The organism is Bulleidia extructa W1219, from assembly GCF_000177375.1.
In the GTDB taxonomy this organism is placed as follows: domain Bacteria; phylum Bacillota_I; class Bacilli_A; order Erysipelotrichales; family Erysipelotrichaceae; genus Bulleidia; species Bulleidia extructa.
Genome location: NZ_ADFR01000009.1, coordinates 31,762 through 47,604 on the forward strand (window position 1 = coordinate 31,762; position 15,843 = coordinate 47,604).

General features: G+C 35.0%; 18 protein-coding genes and 1 pseudogene. All 19 read right to left on the reverse strand.

Annotated elements, in window-relative coordinates:
- Window positions 1-10: 10 nt before the first annotated feature.
- The gene (locus HMPREF9013_RS04605; protein WP_006627221.1) at window positions 11-2,017 is read right to left on the reverse strand and encodes a CHAP domain-containing protein; all 2,007 of its coding nucleotides are present in this window, start codon (window positions 2,015-2,017) and stop codon (window positions 11-13) included.
- 3 nt (window positions 2,018-2,020) lie between these two features.
- On the reverse strand, window positions 2,021-4,450 hold the full coding sequence (locus tag HMPREF9013_RS04610; protein WP_006627222.1) for a VirB4-like conjugal transfer ATPase, CD1110 family: 2,430 nt from the start codon (window positions 4,448-4,450) through the stop codon (window positions 2,021-2,023).
- On the reverse strand, window positions 4,362-4,751 hold the full coding sequence (locus HMPREF9013_RS04615) for a PrgI family protein (protein ID WP_040333537.1): 390 nt from the start codon (window positions 4,749-4,751) through the stop codon (window positions 4,362-4,364). The genes HMPREF9013_RS04610 and HMPREF9013_RS04615 overlap by 89 nt, the downstream gene beginning before the upstream one ends.
- Window positions 4,752-4,754: 3 nt before the next feature.
- Window positions 4,755-4,967: a hypothetical protein gene (locus HMPREF9013_RS04620; protein WP_006627223.1), complete on the reverse strand. Its 213-nt coding sequence runs from the start codon at window positions 4,965-4,967 to the stop codon at window positions 4,755-4,757.
- Window positions 4,968-5,035: 68 nt separating this feature from the next.
- Window positions 5,036-5,899, reverse strand: a complete 864-nt coding sequence (locus HMPREF9013_RS04625) for a VirB6/TrbL-like conjugal transfer protein, CD1112 family (RefSeq protein WP_000466908.1) — start codon at window positions 5,897-5,899, stop codon at window positions 5,036-5,038.
- Window positions 5,900-5,918: 19 nt separating this feature from the next.
- Complete coding sequence (locus HMPREF9013_RS04630; protein ID WP_000863833.1) at window positions 5,919-6,134, reverse strand: Maff2 family mobile element protein; 216 nt, start codon at window positions 6,132-6,134, stop codon at window positions 5,919-5,921.
- 3 nt (window positions 6,135-6,137) lie between these two features.
- On the reverse strand, window positions 6,138-6,449 hold the full coding sequence (locus HMPREF9013_RS04635; protein ID WP_000807043.1) for a hypothetical protein: 312 nt from the start codon (window positions 6,447-6,449) through the stop codon (window positions 6,138-6,140).
- Window positions 6,450-6,608: 159 nt separating this feature from the next.
- A pseudogene (locus tag HMPREF9013_RS04645) lies at window positions 6,609-7,421 on the reverse strand (VirD4-like conjugal transfer protein, CD1115 family); the annotation flags it as partial.
- Between the two features lie 11 nt (window positions 7,422-7,432).
- Window positions 7,433-7,618: a transposon-encoded TnpW family protein gene (locus HMPREF9013_RS04650; protein ID WP_005542030.1), complete on the reverse strand. Its 186-nt coding sequence runs from the start codon at window positions 7,616-7,618 to the stop codon at window positions 7,433-7,435.
- Window positions 7,619-7,728: 110 nt separating this feature from the next.
- Window positions 7,729-8,736 carry an ORF6N domain-containing protein gene (locus HMPREF9013_RS04655; RefSeq protein WP_005542032.1) on the reverse strand — a complete coding sequence of 336 codons (1,008 nt, stop codon included), beginning with the start codon at window positions 8,734-8,736 and terminating at the stop codon, window positions 7,729-7,731.
- A 71-nt stretch (window positions 8,737-8,807) separates the two neighbouring features.
- Window positions 8,808-9,131: a hypothetical protein gene (locus HMPREF9013_RS04660; protein WP_006627225.1), complete on the reverse strand. Its 324-nt coding sequence runs from the start codon at window positions 9,129-9,131 to the stop codon at window positions 8,808-8,810.
- Between the two features lie 182 nt (window positions 9,132-9,313).
- Window positions 9,314-10,030 carry a hypothetical protein gene (locus HMPREF9013_RS04665; protein WP_006627226.1) on the reverse strand — a complete coding sequence of 239 codons (717 nt, stop codon included), beginning with the start codon at window positions 10,028-10,030 and terminating at the stop codon, window positions 9,314-9,316.
- Window positions 10,031-10,036: 6 nt separating this feature from the next.
- Window positions 10,037-10,321 (reverse strand): hypothetical protein, encoded by a 285-nt coding sequence (locus HMPREF9013_RS04670; RefSeq protein WP_006627227.1) that lies wholly within the window; start codon window positions 10,319-10,321, stop codon window positions 10,037-10,039.
- A 7-nt stretch (window positions 10,322-10,328) separates the two neighbouring features.
- Complete coding sequence (gene mobQ, locus HMPREF9013_RS04675; protein WP_006627228.1) at window positions 10,329-11,963, reverse strand: MobQ family relaxase; 1,635 nt, start codon at window positions 11,961-11,963, stop codon at window positions 10,329-10,331.
- Between the two features lie 248 nt (window positions 11,964-12,211).
- Window positions 12,212-12,541, reverse strand: a complete 330-nt coding sequence (locus HMPREF9013_RS04680; protein WP_006627229.1) for a DUF3847 domain-containing protein — start codon at window positions 12,539-12,541, stop codon at window positions 12,212-12,214.
- A 148-nt stretch (window positions 12,542-12,689) separates the two neighbouring features.
- Window positions 12,690-13,517, reverse strand: coding sequence for a class I SAM-dependent methyltransferase (locus tag HMPREF9013_RS04685; RefSeq protein WP_006627230.1), 828 nt, complete (start codon window positions 13,515-13,517; stop codon window positions 12,690-12,692).
- 24 nt (window positions 13,518-13,541) lie between these two features.
- The gene (locus HMPREF9013_RS04690) at window positions 13,542-14,033 is read right to left on the reverse strand and encodes a hypothetical protein (protein WP_232209569.1); all 492 of its coding nucleotides are present in this window, start codon (window positions 14,031-14,033) and stop codon (window positions 13,542-13,544) included.
- Between the two features lie 61 nt (window positions 14,034-14,094).
- Complete coding sequence (locus HMPREF9013_RS04695) at window positions 14,095-15,033, reverse strand: alpha/beta hydrolase (protein WP_006001302.1); 939 nt, start codon at window positions 15,031-15,033, stop codon at window positions 14,095-14,097.
- 38 nt (window positions 15,034-15,071) lie between these two features.
- A complete protein-coding gene (locus tag HMPREF9013_RS04700; RefSeq protein WP_006627231.1) occupies window positions 15,072-15,839 on the reverse strand; it encodes an alpha/beta fold hydrolase in 768 nt (255 codons plus the stop codon).
- Window positions 15,840-15,843 lie beyond the last annotated feature (4 nt).

Genomic DNA, 15,843 nt, shown 5'->3' on the forward strand with positions numbered 1-15,843 from the left:
TATTCCCTCCTTATCTTCTTACATTTGGCGGAAAACCGAAACCTACAGGATGATGTTTACAAAATGTTGCAATCCAATCATCTAAAGTGGTTACTCTTATTCGTCCAATGTTATCAATGACCTTACCATCCCCGATATAGATCCCGACATGACCATAGGTAAGTCCTGCACTGCCTCCACTGCTACTGCTTTCCACTGCTACAAGCATTCCAACCTTTAGTTTTGACCTGTCTGACGTAAAGGTATAGTTTCGATACATATCACAGGCATTTCCGCCTATATATCCAAGTCCTGCATTTTGATAAACCTGAGATACCCACATGGCACACCAGCCTGCACCCGGAGATGGCGTAATGTATGCTGCTCTTACTATTTTCTTTTGAACTTCATCAGATGCCTCATATTCTTTACCTCCACCAACACCTCCATTTGAAGCACTTAAGTCGCTATTTCCAAATGCCTCTCTCATGTTTCCTTGTGCAACAAATAACGCTTCATAATGCTTTAGATTATCAGGATGGTTTGCAAATACCTTTCGAATAATGCTATCCATCTCTTTTTTATGAAGTGTTACAATAAGCTTTTTATACTTATAAGGTTCTTCATGGCTTTCGGTATGTTCATTCCCATTTTTATCGGTATAAGTTTTTGTAACTGTTCTGTACCTGATTTCTACTTCTTCCCTGTACTCAAGGTCATACATGGATTCAAACAATTCTTTTAGTATGGAATTTACTTCAAAAGCTTCTTTTACTTCTCCGCACCTTGATGTAATGTAGGATAAAAGCTCATGGACATTATGACCGATGTACTCTGTGTTATTTAAGATGTACTCATCATAGCCGGGATGGTTACTTTTAACATTATCAACTTCATTTTGAAGTTCCTTTTCCATAGCAGAAAAGTTCTGATTGATTTCACTTAGAACATTCGGCTTTGACAAATAGCTTGTTGTAAGAACTGAACTTGTAGAGTTCGTAAAGCCTGTCATTCCTGTTCCTGCAAAATTAATAAAGAAAGTTCCCAAAATAATAAGACCTATGAAAATAATCATAAGTCCCTTTGCTTTTCTTACTATAAATTCCTTTGAGCTTTTCAGTGTTCCGATAAGTCCCTCTTTAATTCTATCTCTAATCCTTGACTTATTCTCCCGACGAATCGCTGCCTTTACTTGATTTTTCTTTTGAATTCTTTTATAGGCACTTGCTCTTTTATACTCATCTGTCTTTTTAAGATTCTCTTTGGCATCACGAAATTCAAGTTTTGATTTACGCTTCCTTATTTTGTAATCCTTTTTTGTAAGGTCACAGCCTTTTTTCGCTCTTTTCCTATTTGAGTAATTCTTTATGCCATGAATTAGTTTAGAGCTTGCGTCCGCTGTCTTTTCTCCTGCTTCTACCCCTTTATTTTCATCACTTCCATGAGATAAATAATCTCTTACCGTTTCACTTCCTTTGGCAAGTCCAGAAAGTGCAGATACTTTTACCATATCTTTCTTTAGCTTTTTCTTCTGCTCTTTATAAATACTGCTATGAACTTTTTTGCTTGCAGTATCTTTTCCAGTCTTTTTATCTTCAGGTTTATTCTCCTTTAACACATCATCCTTTTTCCTTGTATAAAGGCTTTCGGTATAGTTTTTTCTCTTATAATTTCTCTTTTGAGCTTTTTGGCTTTTTGAGAAGCTATTTGTATTTTCTGCTTTATGATGAAGATTATCCTCGACATCATAGGTTGACTCAAAATAGTCGCTATCCCTAAAGTCATTGTCGTATCTGTCTATAATCCCATCATTATCAAGGTCTTTTCCTAAAGGATTATCATCGTCATTTATCTTACTTGTCTTTTTATGAACTTTATCCTGAAATCTCTCTTTATCGTGGACTATCTTCCCCCTATAATCATCGTTATGCTTTAGTTTACTTTCTTCAGGTGTAATGCCAGTTTCACTATGGAGAATTTCCCTTTCAATACTTGCCTTATGCCTTTCCTTGAAATCCTTTTTCAGCTTCTTTCCCATAGGCTACCTCACTTCTTCCGGCTTGGTAGTCATCTTCTGATATAAAATTGTATCTTTCGGAAACTTATCAAGGAAAGGCACAATGGTATTTCCAAAGAAAAGTAGTCCCTCACCTTCATTTGAATTAGTAACATATCTGAGCTGTGGAAGTGAGATTTTAAGTTTTCTTGCAAGTATCTCTCTATCTCCTGATGCTTGATTAAGCATTAAGACAAAGTCTGTATTGTCAAAGATATTTTCTATCTCATTACTCATAAGTAGGTCTTTGACATTCTGCGTAATACCTGTTGGAATACCTCCCCATTTACGAAATCTTTTCCAAATCTCTACGGAATAGGATGCTGTCTGCTCATCTTTTAAAAGCAAATGGAACTCATCGATATAGTACCTTGTAGCCTTGTTTCCTCTGTTTTGTGACACCTTATTCCACACCTGATCCTGAATAACAAGCATTCCTATTTTCTTTAGCTGACTTCCAAGTTCTTTAATATCAAAGCAAAGGAGCTTCTTATTTAAGTCCACATTTGACCTGTGATTAAAGACATTAAGAGAACCTGATACATATATTTCCATCTCTGTTGCCAGCTTCTTACCAACCTTTTCCTCCTGTCCTTTTAACATATCGTATAGGTCTTGTAGTATTGGCATATTACAAGGCTCTGGGTTTTCAAAATACTTTTCATAAATTTTAGGCAGACATCTATCTATAACGGACTTTTCTTCTGCTGTAAGCCCACTACCGCCAACTACAAGCTCAAGCATAGACATAATGAAATTTGCCTTGTCTTTAAGAGGTGCGTCCCCATCACCGTAGTTCATATTTATATCAAGGGGATTTAAGTAGTCTTTTGATTTACTGCTGACTTTTATCACTTCTCCCTTAAATTGTCTTACAAGGTTTCCGTACTCTCCTTCCGGATCGCAGATAATCACATCATCATCCGTTACTAAAATCGCATTTGCCATCTCTCTTTTGGCACTAAAGGACTTACCACTACCCGGAGTTCCTAAAATTAAGCCGTTCGGGTTTTTAAGTTTCTTTCTGTCCGCCATAATGAGGTTATGGCTCAAAGCATTTAGTCCATAGTACAGACTGTTACTTGAGTTGATAAAAAGTTCCTCTGTGGTAAAGGGCATAAAGACTGCTGTTGATGAACTTGTCAGTCCTCTGTCTATTTCAATCTTATTTACTCCAAGAGGCAGCACACTCACTAAACCTTGTTCCTGCGTATGGTCAAGCCTTTTTATTTTACAGTTGTGCTTATTGGCAATAGAGCTTATCTGAGCGATAGTGTTATCAAGCTTTTGCACTGTCTTTGCAAAGTTCATAAAAACAATACTTACCACAAACATACGCTCATCTCTTGTCTGCAAATCTTTTAAGAGGCTCTTTACATCTTCTCCATAGGTAATTAAATCACTTGGGAGAATATCCATATCATAACCTGAGCGAACCGCCTTTTTGTTTTCTTCAATCCTCATCTTATCAATATCAGTGTTTTTTCTTTTTACCATCTTGATGGCTTCAGACTGGTCAATCGCCCTTATATGAAAAGAGATATTGATGTTATCATCAATATCCAAAAACTCCGAAAGCATACGGTCGGACAGTTCACTGGCAAGGATTTGAAAATGACTTGTTGCACCGATGAATTTTCCAAACTTAAAGTATCTGCTTGGCATAAAATTAAATTCATCCGGCACGATATATGTTTTGGTACCTTCTTTTTTCTTTAAATCTTTGTAGGAAAATTCAAATGTTTTATTTGGATTTAAAACATCATGAAGTATCTTTAGCCTTTCTTCTCCGTTTAGGCTTTCTGCTCTCACACCCATGCTCTTTAGATTAGATAATATATCCATCTCCAGTCTTTCAAGTTTTGATGTTGCCTGCTCTAAATTATCCGCTTCCACTGTAAAGGTTACATACTTTGATTTTTTAAGTCCGTTATTTCCCTTTACAATCTGGCTTTTAAGCATCTCTCTAAATTCAAAGCGTATATCGTCAAAACCGTCCTTTTTATCCGGTATCTGAATTGCCGACTTCATTTCTTCGTTTCGTCCGAGCTGATTGATATATGAAAACTCAATGCTGATGCTTGGATCGAAAGAGTTTAGGAAGTTTGCAAACTGATTAAAAATCAAGTCCCTATCTTCATCTAAAGCAAGCTGATAGTTAATGTCCTGAAAGGCTATACTTTTACTGAAGTGCTTTTCATCAAGCTGGCATATTCCGCTTTTTAGAAGCCTTAGATAGGGAATGGTATCTTCTACCGTATATCTTTTCGGTTCTTTCTTAAAGATAAGGTCAAGGATTCCTCCCTTATCTTTTTTTGACTTGCAATTACTTTTCTTTAAGTCCCGCTTTTGACTTCTCAATGCCTTTTCGTTTTGCATGAGTTTTATTTGCTGAATTTTTCTTTTCTTGTTCAAGGTAAACCTCCTTTCTCACTCTCTTTTTTGGCTGATAAAACTTATGAAGGTAGATATGCTTAAAATATTTCTCAAAGGTCAGTCCGTCCTTTTCAAATAGTGTGATGAAAAAGATAGGAAGCGTGGACACGATAAGGAATATGACAGCTATGTCATTTGGCACAAGCTTCCTCATAAATAAATATACTGGTATTCCAACCAGTCCTGCAAGTGTGAAGCCTATGAGCTGCCTTTTCGTTAGGTTAAAAGCAACCTTTGTCTTTACCCTATTTAAGTCTTTAGGGATTGGTACATACGCCATATCTTACCTCCCATCTTCTTTACCCTTTGACAGCTCCTCAAAGTGTTCATATACAGAGCCGATTTCTTCCTGAATACTCTCTATCTGTTCATTCGTACTTTTGTTATATCTTTCCTGCATTAAGCAAAAATCATTATGGCAGCGACCGATGTCATCTGTTCTTTCTTCCAATTCTTTTACCTTGTTATGAAGCCTGATTCTATCAATTATCGCCATAATACCTGCTCCAATTATTACTGCTGTAAATGTTGTTTTTCTTTTGTTCATCCTATCATTCCTTTCTTTTAGTGTGCATTTAATACGCTTTTGGCCAGTGTTCCGCTCTTTAGCATCATTAACCCCAGCAAAACCGCATAGCCAAGTATCGTCATGGTGCTTGTGTGTATATCTGTTATCTTAATTGTCTTAACTAATACTGCGTATATTCCAAGACAAACCATTAAAAAGAGTCCCTGTAGTCCAAGTGCAAATAGTCCTTTGATGTAGTTTGTTCCAATCTGTCCCCACTCCTTGTTTCCCATTGTGGCAAATGGAATGGCTGAAACTGATGAGTAAACATAAATCTCAAACATTCTTCCATAAACTACAAGCATAATCACAACGGATATTACCTGTATAGCAACCTTTATGAGTGAGGTTTCAAAGAGAATCATGACAAGTTCTCCAAGTCCCTTTTCTTTTAGGGTATCCATCATTGCCACTATCTGATCTCCGGAAACGGTGGCAGAGGTATTTATCACCCCTGCCGCCTTATTTACCATGTGCTGTGCCACATCAAAAACTGCCATTGAAAACTCAAAGGCATGGGATACTAACCATACAGCGATCCACATCTTGATGATGTACTTGAAAAATTCAAAGGTATCTGTATCGTGCATATTGTTCTTTTGCATTACCATATTGATAAGCTCGATACAAAGAACTGCTGTGATGATTAGTCCCGCTATTGGAATGATAACGGAATCGTTAATGCTTTTGATAAAGGCAAATACATCTCCGTTCCACCCCATAGGCGTTTTACCTACATCTGTTGCAACCGCACCAACTTTATCGTTGATGTCAAGAAACATGGACTCTAAGTTTGCTTGGATACCGCCCAGTAGAAGTTCCTTAAAGAATTCTTCTATCTTGTCGAATATTCCAAACATCTAAGCTCTCCTTTTCTTCTTAATTGAGTACGTTGGCAAGTAGTGGAATGAGCTTAAGTCCGATAAGAACGATCCCTCCTCCAGCCATAAGCTGCTTAATACCCTGGCTCTTAGCACCGGGATTGTCATTACCATATCCTTCCATCAAGTTGATGACGCCCCATGCTCCAAGTCCTGCACCTACTGCCATAACCAAAATCTTTAATACATTAACTGCCTGTGTAAAAAATGCCATAAGTTATTCCTCCTCGTTTTCTTCTTTCTTTTCAATCTTGTTATATGACTTCACTACAAAGTTTTTGTAAGTCTTTCCCTCTTTTTCACGCTTCTTAAAGTAACCAAAGATATGAATTAAATCACCTTTTTCAAAGTCCTTTGCTTTCTCAGCTTTTTCTCCATAGGCTGCACAGTTAATATACTCCTTGCTTTTACCGTACTTTTTTATAAGCGTGAAGTTTGCAACTTCTACTTTCTCTCCTTCATTTTCAAAACTTGAGAAAGTAGGCTCTGCCAATAAGTTGGCGTTGATGTTAATCATTTCCTGCTTCATTAAAAATTTCTCCTTTTCAATTCAATAAAAAAGCGACTGGAGTATTTCTTTTCCAATCGCTGATACTCTTTCTATTTAGTTTTTTCTTAGTGGGACTTCTGATCCTTATCATCTTGCCTCCTGATTTTGAATAAAAAAAACAGCAAATCTTTTTAAGACTTACTGCATTCTTGTAATAACCGTTTCTCTATTTAATTTTGCTTTTCCTTTTCGCTTCATGTAACTTTCTATATCAAACAAATTCTTCTTATCATAGTCCTCAAGTAATCTATAGTTCTTATGCTTTGTAATATCGAATTTGTCTGATAGAAATGGTCTGACACCACGAAGCTGAAAAATACATTTGCTACCGTCCATTACGGTAATCTCATCTTGGCTCATAAGCTCCTTACCTGTCTTTTGGTAATTAAGTCCAAAGCTCTTTTGATTACTCCTTGTTTCCGATGTGTTATATAAATCTATCGTTTCTTTTCCCAGTGTTTCAGAAAGTTCCTTTAATGTGGTCTTTTCTTTGCCACCAAGGAATATGGTAGAGTCACAATTTCCAACAATTGTATCTGCATTATCTTTATATATTGCCTTTAATTGTGATTGTGCCTGTAAGATAATACTTGCTGATATTTCTCTGGAACGGATTGTTGCAATTAACTTCTCAAACTTAGGTATTAAACCAATGTTTGCAAATTCATCAAGCAAGCATCTCACATGGACAGGTAATCGTCCGCCATATACATCATCGGCTTTATCACATAAAAGGTTAAATAGCTGCGAGTACATAATTGACACTACAAAATTAAAGGTGTCATCAGTATCCGAGATAATAACGAAAAGTACTGTCTTTCTATCTCCAAGAGTATCAAGCTCAAGCTCATCCTCTTTCATCAGTTCCCTAAGTTCCTGAATATCAAAGGGAGCAAGCCTTGCCCCACAGCTAATAAGAATAGATTTTGCTGTTTTTCCTGTAACAACTTGTCAAGGACTTTCTAATCATTTTTATGAGTTTTTTTATCTTTTTCTTGCTCCATTTCCCTCAGCATTATCCTTTTCAATTTATCTTGCATAGTTTCAGTTGCATTTTTATTAAAGTGGACAACAACCTCGTAAGTTGCCTTCCCAATCTTCTTTATGGTCTTTGTTCCTGTATTCTGTTCATTTTTATTTTCATACATATTATTTTCCTCCTGTTTGTTGCAATCAAAAAAGACGATAGAGTTTTATTTTCTACCGCCTTTCACAAGTCTTATGGTTGTTCATTTAATAACGCTTTACCATTTACATATTAAATTTTCAAATCCTTATTGCTCAGCATTACGCCAAACATCGTATGATACATATCCTTGGAAGATTCCTCTATCTTTGTAATACTTGATATTTTATTTCCTGCATCTTTTGATGAAGCTCCGCAAAGATAAAAGGCTTCACTGTCTGTTCCATAGTCAATGGCAATATATCTATCGTGATACTTTTTACCTGCAATTTTCATCTTCAGATTGATATTAGGGTAATCTTTTCTAAAATCGTTTAGGATATTTTTTGTCAGCATATCCTTGTTTTTCACATTGTCGCTAAAAACTATGACTTCAACATTGTCTTTTGCAGCCCTTAATAATTCTAAGGTTTTCAAGCCTATATAATTATCTATTACATAAATGCTTTTCTTCGCAGACTTATATATTTTTGTATAGGCAACATCTGCTTCAATCTTATCTCCGTTCATTAAAAGGAAATGCTTGTATGTGTCTGGATCGATAAAATTATCCATAACCTTTTTCAAATCTTCTTTTGTAGCCATTTGCGACTTTATTTCAGCTATATCCTTTGTGTTTTGGTTTGTCTGTACTGCTATTTGTACTAATTCTTTTGAACCGATAAAATCTTGGTTTTCTATGATAAAGTCTTTCATTTGCTTAAATGTTCTAACTAAGGCTCTGCTTTGCTTAACAGCAAGTTCACCTCTTAGTACAGTCATAAGCATATAGATTCCTTGTTCTGTAAAGGCATAAGGATTGTATTTAATATTACTTCCTCTACCAGTCCCTCTGTTCAAGGTGAAATTTTTGCACCTTGAAAGTTCTGCCATTTCTTCGTCCGTTAATTGGAACATGAAGTCTTCACCTTCAAATTTTTCTGCGTTGTTTTTCACCTGTCTATTAAAGTTTTTAGTTTCATAACCATATATTTCAGCTAAATCTACATCAAGCATTACTTTCTGTCCACGAATAAGATATATTTTTTTCTGTATGGTTTTATCATCTACAATAACAATCTCTTTATTTTCATCTGCCATTAAATGCACCTCCAACATTATCTAAATTCTTTTCCAATTCGCCACGCACTGAGTAGCTTTTTGAATAAGTCTTATATTCTTTTGTATTTTTCTACTCCACCTTCAGCTTTTCCGATGTGTTCTACATTTTTTACAAGTCCCTTATTTACATTTTCATAAAACCATCTACCAATCAATGCCGGCGGTGTTGCGATTAACTCTCTTAAAACAAATTCTTTGCCCTTCGGTAAAGAGCTAATTTTGTTTAATAAGGTAGTATATAGGTCAACATAGCTTGTATTTTCTTGTAAACTACTACACTTACAATATTCAGTAATGCTTGGGAAACCTCCCTCTATTGCTTTTTTAGTTAAAATTTCAAGTTCTTCATCGGTTACAGTAAATTGAATTCGCATTTATATATCCTCTCCTTACAACTGAGTTTATTACCATATCATTATCATTTTATCATAAATACGATATTTTTTCCATACTGCAATTTTAAGCCCTTACATGATGTTTTTACACTTAGCTATAATCTGATACCTATTTTATGATTAAAGCTCTAAAAACACCTTTCCACCGTCTTATACGAGGTCTACAGGTGTACTCCCTTGTCATAATCTTCAAAGGTATATACTTTTGATTTACTGCCCTCCTTTAGTTTCCCTTTGTCTTGCTCGTACCAATGAACTAAGGTTGCATAATGGTCTTTATAGTTTCTTCCTGTGCTTTTTATATAAGTGGATAACTTATCTATCATTGTTTCTGTATGGTCTTGTAATTTGTCCTTTAACTTCTCATATTCTTCATTCGTTAAGGAGATATTTTTATATTCTCCATAAAACGAAGATGGGGGATTGTGGTTTCCTTGCTCTACTCTCCCCTCATCTATACTAACCCCATCTAATCTCCCCTTACCTAACCTAATCTGCGTATCCAAACTGGATACATTCTGGATACATATATTTTCAGTTTTTTCATAAGTGTTGGTATTCGTGATTTTTAGATATGCTTTCTCGTCTTTATAAATGGTTTCTTTGTATCTGTCTTTTTGGATATAGTTATTTCTTTTCCAATGAGTTATCACTATAATTCCTGTCTTAAAAACAATGACAAAGCCTTTTGCTATTAGAAGTTTTAAGTCATCTTCTCCGGCTCCTGTCATTCTTAATATAGTCTTTGGATTACTAACAAAGCCGTCATCATCTGCACAAACATTAAGGTGCATATATAAGGCTTGTGATGATAACGGCATTTCCAAAAACACATCCGATTGAATAACAGACTTTGATAACATTCTTCTTTCTGCCATTTCTACCTACCTTTCTTTCTCCATCTTTATGTCTTCTTTAGTTCGTGCCTTTGGTCTATTTTTCTCTCTTTGCTCCATTTTCTTGTATCTTTCAATCTCTGCTTTAATACTTTTCTTTTCCGTATTTTTATCTCGATTGATTTTTACTGCATTTACTTTTTCTCTCATATTTTGGAACACTTCATTTTGTATTTTCTCGGCTTCTTCTGTTGTTAGGTGATAGAATTTTTGCAACAGCTCTTTTACCATCTGTTCCACCTTTGAATACATTTCTTCTTGCACTTGGCTCATAGTTTACCTACCTTTCTTGCCCGGAATATTTTTCTTTTGCTTTTTGTTTGTATTTATCTGTCTTTTCCTGTTGCTCTTGGAATTTTTTCAGTTGTGCAATTACGCTTGGTTTCTCTCCACGCTTGATTGCTTTGTCTATTTCAATGGATAAATCTATTCCATACTCTTCATTGACAATCTTTACTGCGTATTTGATATGGTCTATCTGCTTAAATTCGTCTTGTACTTTAGCTTTATCTTTGGTTAGCTCTTGTATCTGATTTTCAAGGCTTGATATTTCTTTTTGCCAATCACTTAATTTGATGGATGATGTCCCGGTAAATTTTTCTATGGTCTTTCTTGCTCTTAGGTATCTGTCTATTTTCTTTTTATGAGAATTGTAAAAGCTGTCTTTGAATAGTGTTTTATTTTTATATTCCTGATAAATTTCTTTATTTTCTCTGATAGCGTCTATGCAACTTACACATTGGTTTAGGTCTTTTATTCTTTGTGTCTTTTCTTGAATATCACCACTTATCTTTTTACTTTGCTTTGCCAGTTCAAAGACTTTTCCTTGTAGGTCTGCTATGGTTTGAAGATGATTATCTTTCAAATAATAAATTGCTTTTACAAATCTCTTTAGGTCTGCATTTCCTTTTTTTATCTGTCCATAATAAGACAGATTTTTTGTTTTTTCTCCCTGTATTTCGTTATAAATAGAAATGTATTCATAGAGGTTAAAGAGTTCCGCTTTGTTCTCCAGTTCATCTTTCTTGGTCTGTTTATACTCATCGTATTTTACTTGCAGATTTCCAAGTAAAGAGTCTATCCAAGAAGTGATTTCTTTTATCTTGTTCTTAATGGCTTTTACTAAAGAATTATGCTTTTTGATTTCTCTGTTGATATTTCCTTTGTCGGTTTCGATTCCTTTTTTCTCTAAGGCACTGGCACTTGCTCCTAAATGAATGGTTGGAATTTCTTCTATCCCTTGCCTTTTATAGGAACGATGATCTACTCTCTTTTCCTGATGATTTTTTTCTAAATACTGATTACAAAGACTTGCAAAATTCTCTCGCCATTTCTCAGCGTTGCCTTTGTCGTTCCAGTCTGTCAGCTCTACTTTTCTTGTTTTGTAGTTTCCGCTTTTTAGTTTTATCTTTTCTCCCTTTTCATCAAGGATATATTCCTTTTTTGATTTTGGTTGCCACTCTCCTTTTTCATTGATTGGTCTAAGGGTAGTCATAATATGTGCATGGATATTATTATTTTCTTCATCACTTTCATCATGGATTGCAAGGTCTACTATCATTCCTTTTGATATAAAATTTTCTTGTATAAACTCTGTGATTAGTCTTTTGTTTTCTTCAAAGGATAATTCTTTCGGTAAGGCGATAATGAAGTTTCTTGCAAGCTGTGCGTTGCTTGCTTTCTCATTTAGTTCAACGCTATTCCATAAAGTAGTTCTATCTTTTAATGCTATAGGGACATTCTCCGGCAAGAAGATTTCTGAATGTAAAAGTCCTTTTTTATTATGATAGTCATGAACTTCTCCATCCCATTCATTTTTGATTTTCTCGCAAGAGATATATGCTGCACTTGCAACTGCCGATTTACTCTTACCTCTACTTATCATAGAAATACTAAAGTGAAATGTTTCTGCCATCTGTTTAAGCTCCTTTCATTTTTTTATTTGTTTTCAGGTAAAGGAAAAAGCAGACAGGTTATTTTTTGTATCTTTTCCTATCTGCTTTATCCGTATGTTTTTATTAAGTTTTGGATTTTCAAAGACTTGCTAAAATCCCTTAGTTTTTCTAAGGGCGCAATTATACACCCTAAAGGGTGCTTTGCGTCCTGCGAAGCTTTTTACCCTTGCAGGGAGCATCTGAAAAAAACTAAGGTTTTTTATTCTGTTTACTCAATGTCTGTTTCATCTTCCATATCTTTCCCATTTATCATTTCGTCATAGGCTTGTCTGTATTCTTTTGTGTGAGTAGCAACTTTAAGTAATTCTTCTATCTCATCGTTAGTAAACATGAGAGGATTTTTAATGACTCTTTCTACTATCAAGCCTCTTTGTATAAGCCTATGATTTCTTCTTTTTCGTTCCTTTTCGTTTGCAAGTTTTTCTAATTTCTTGCCTTGATTTTGTAATTGTTTCAGCTTCACATCGCACTTTTCTCTTTCTTCCTGAAGTTCAGAAATTTGTTCCTGTACTTCCTGTAATGTGTTTTCTTTCTTCATTTTTCATTCCTCCGTTTCAATTTTTCTCAAATAAAAAAACAGTAAACTGTTCCTTTCAATTCACTGTTTTCATATTAGTTGTTAGTTATATAAGCTATAATTTACCTATCGCAGTGTGTACTTCATGATGGCAACCAAAACGATAACATCACACTTTCTCAAATATCAAGATTTTCTGTGATAGTTTGTGAGCAATCGGCAACCAGTTAATAAGCTTAAGCACTGGAAATATAGCAGACATCCCCCTCGTAATATCATCATCCTTTACACTACGGAAACCTCTTGCAATATCCTTAATATCATCAAAGGAATCCGCCCCAAATATAAATTTTGCTCCTGTTTTTTGTATGGACTTTTCAACATTTTCTTTCGCCACCCACCTTTTTGACAGGCACTCCATAAGAACATAAGCATTGTCAAAATTCTCTCGAATAATTCTGAGCATTTGGGCATTGTCTTCCCTTGTCAAGTACATTGACAAGCCCTCAATGATAAACAGAATGTTCCCATCTGCTTTTATTTCTTTTGCCCACGCCGAATCCGTTGCTGAAATACCGATGTTTGAAACTCTGCCGGATTCTGCAAAAATCTGATTCCTTACCTCAACTGTTTCAGGCAAATCAAGGTTGTACCATGTGATTTTTCCGTTATCCATGCGATAAAATCTCGTGTCAAGTCCACAAGCAATATTTACGACTGTACAGGTTGGATTTTCGTCAATAAACTCTTTTACCAGTTCATCAAATACAAGCGTTCTTGCAATCACGCCATAACTCATAAGGGAATCATTTGTGGCGACAGTAAAATCGTAATCAATTTTTTCAACCAATTCCACCGCTTTGGCATCATAAAATTTATGTCTTTTGCTCTTGGAATATTGTGCTCTTGCATAAAAACTCTGAAGCATCGTTTCCGCAGCACCGTTCAAAACAGGTTTTATTTTTCTTGCATTTCTATTTCTTCCAAGTATAAACACCTCCTACTAATTTGAATTTAGTTTTTAAAATAATGTGCATATCCATGCAATGACTAACGATCCGATAATCATAAATAACACTTGAATAATGTGTTCCTTTTTGTTATATCCAAAGAGTTTAGGACTAAGCTTATCTACCACTTCCGGATAATAATGTTCAAAAAAACTAAAACCTCGATTGCACAAAAGTATCCAATCAAAAAATACAATATCAAAGGCTTTCAGCAAAAGAAGTATCATCAGAAATCTAATGAAAAACTGAATGTAAGTAAAGTTATTTTGAACACCATCCACTGCACCAACGATAATTGAACTCCCCATGAATAGTATTGCAATAATAGCTAATATCCATCCAACTAAACTCTGACCACGAAAGCGTTTTTCCTTTGGTTCAATAACATCAAACACTTCTTTAGGACACGAAGAAAAGAAGTCTTTGTTTTGAATAAATCCAACTCCTGCCCACAGCAATAAGAACAATCCAATCATCATAATAACTGCAAGCAGTATCGTCATATACATAATTATCAATCACCCCACAATATCCACTTTTCTTCTGAAAGCTACCTGTAGAATATTACAAGAGAAAGCTATCATCTTTATCTCCTCGTATTACGGCATATATGTTGCTTCTTACTTCCTTTGCCTCAGGTAAAAATCCTGCCGCCGCCCAAGTATGCATCATTCTCTCTCCTATATATGTTTTCATAACCACGCCATCCATTTTAGCTTTTTCTTTTGCCTCCGGCAGCTCTGCTATCAACACTTCATAAGAACCATAAATGATATACATGTCAGGTAGCCCCTTCCATGAGTACTCAATTGGCGATTTCATATATTCCACATTATTTAAATTTATTCTTTGCATTACTTGATCTTGTTCTTTCATGTAGCAAGCCGGAATAATGCAATCAAACTTATCAAGTCTCTCCATCTCTTTCATCTGTTCTTTAGTCGGAGGAATACGAAAGGTTGGCGAGTGCATAATCAATCTTTTAGGCATTGGTAAATTCATGTCGTTTTCAAGAATATGCAAACATATATTTTGTGCAAGGCTTGCTCCACTTGATAAACCAAAAAATATAATATCATCTGCATTAAACACCTTAAGTGCCTCGCTATAAACGTTTAGACCTGCGTCGATAATTTGCAAGCCGGTTGCTTTTGGAAAAAGCGGATACCATACAAGCCAAACTTCAGCCTGACTTTGATTAGCTATATCTTGAGCAAACTCAAAATCACCGGAATTCCCCGGAATGGTATATCCCCCACCAAAGAAATATAACACAAGCCTATTTGTTACTTTATTTTTTGGTTTGACTGCATAATACAAAGTGTCATTCACATATCTTTCTTCAAAATCATAAGATTTATGAAGCTTTTCAAGAGGTAGTTTAGATTTCTGTTTCTTTTCTTGTTTAGCAAAATATTCATCCGGATTTTTTATCGCTTTTTTCATCATAGGTTTCACAGTATGACGAAATAAAAATTCCGTTAATTTATATCTAATACTCACAATGCATACCTCCTTAATTCCAAACATGGCAAATTATTCTATTTCTTAACTTCCATTAAATCTCTGAATTGATTAACCATTTTCACAGGATAAAGACTTGCCATGCTGCCATGACCCATATTTTCAAATTTGATAAACTCTGTATTAGGAAAATGAATTTTCATATATTGGATATCCCATGCACGAGCTTTAGACTCTTTATCACCATACCAATATTGAATACGCCCGCTATGTTCTGACACGTTCTTTGGCATAACATAGTTGTTGCAAGATTCAAATGTTCTCCATATCGTTTTATAACTAATAAAATTAAGGACTTTAGCAACATACTTCAATTCCTCTTCGCTGTATTCATCTGTGGAAAATGATTTTTCAAGAAGCTTTAGCCCTCCAATTTTACCTATAGAAATCATAAGAAAATCTCTTATGGCAATCATTCTTGTAACAATCCAAGGAAGCTGATATGGTGTTATTGCTCCATCGCAAATAATGTTCCTTATTTTAACTCCGTGATTGGAGAACATTTTTAAAGCGATAGAGCCTCCCATAGAACAACCATATAAAAGATCAACTTTCTCAATTTTATGTTCTTTCAGCCACCCTAATAAATTATCGGCAATTTCTTCTACACTCGTAAAATTTTCGTTTGGATTTTCTTCATCATATCCGGGAAGTGCAGGAACAATAACATGATACTCTTCTTTAAGTATAGATAAAATGTATTCAAAATAGTCCCACATGACTAATGAAGGATGAATCAATACAATTATTTTATTTTTATCAGCTCCAAACTCATGTATGTTCATCACT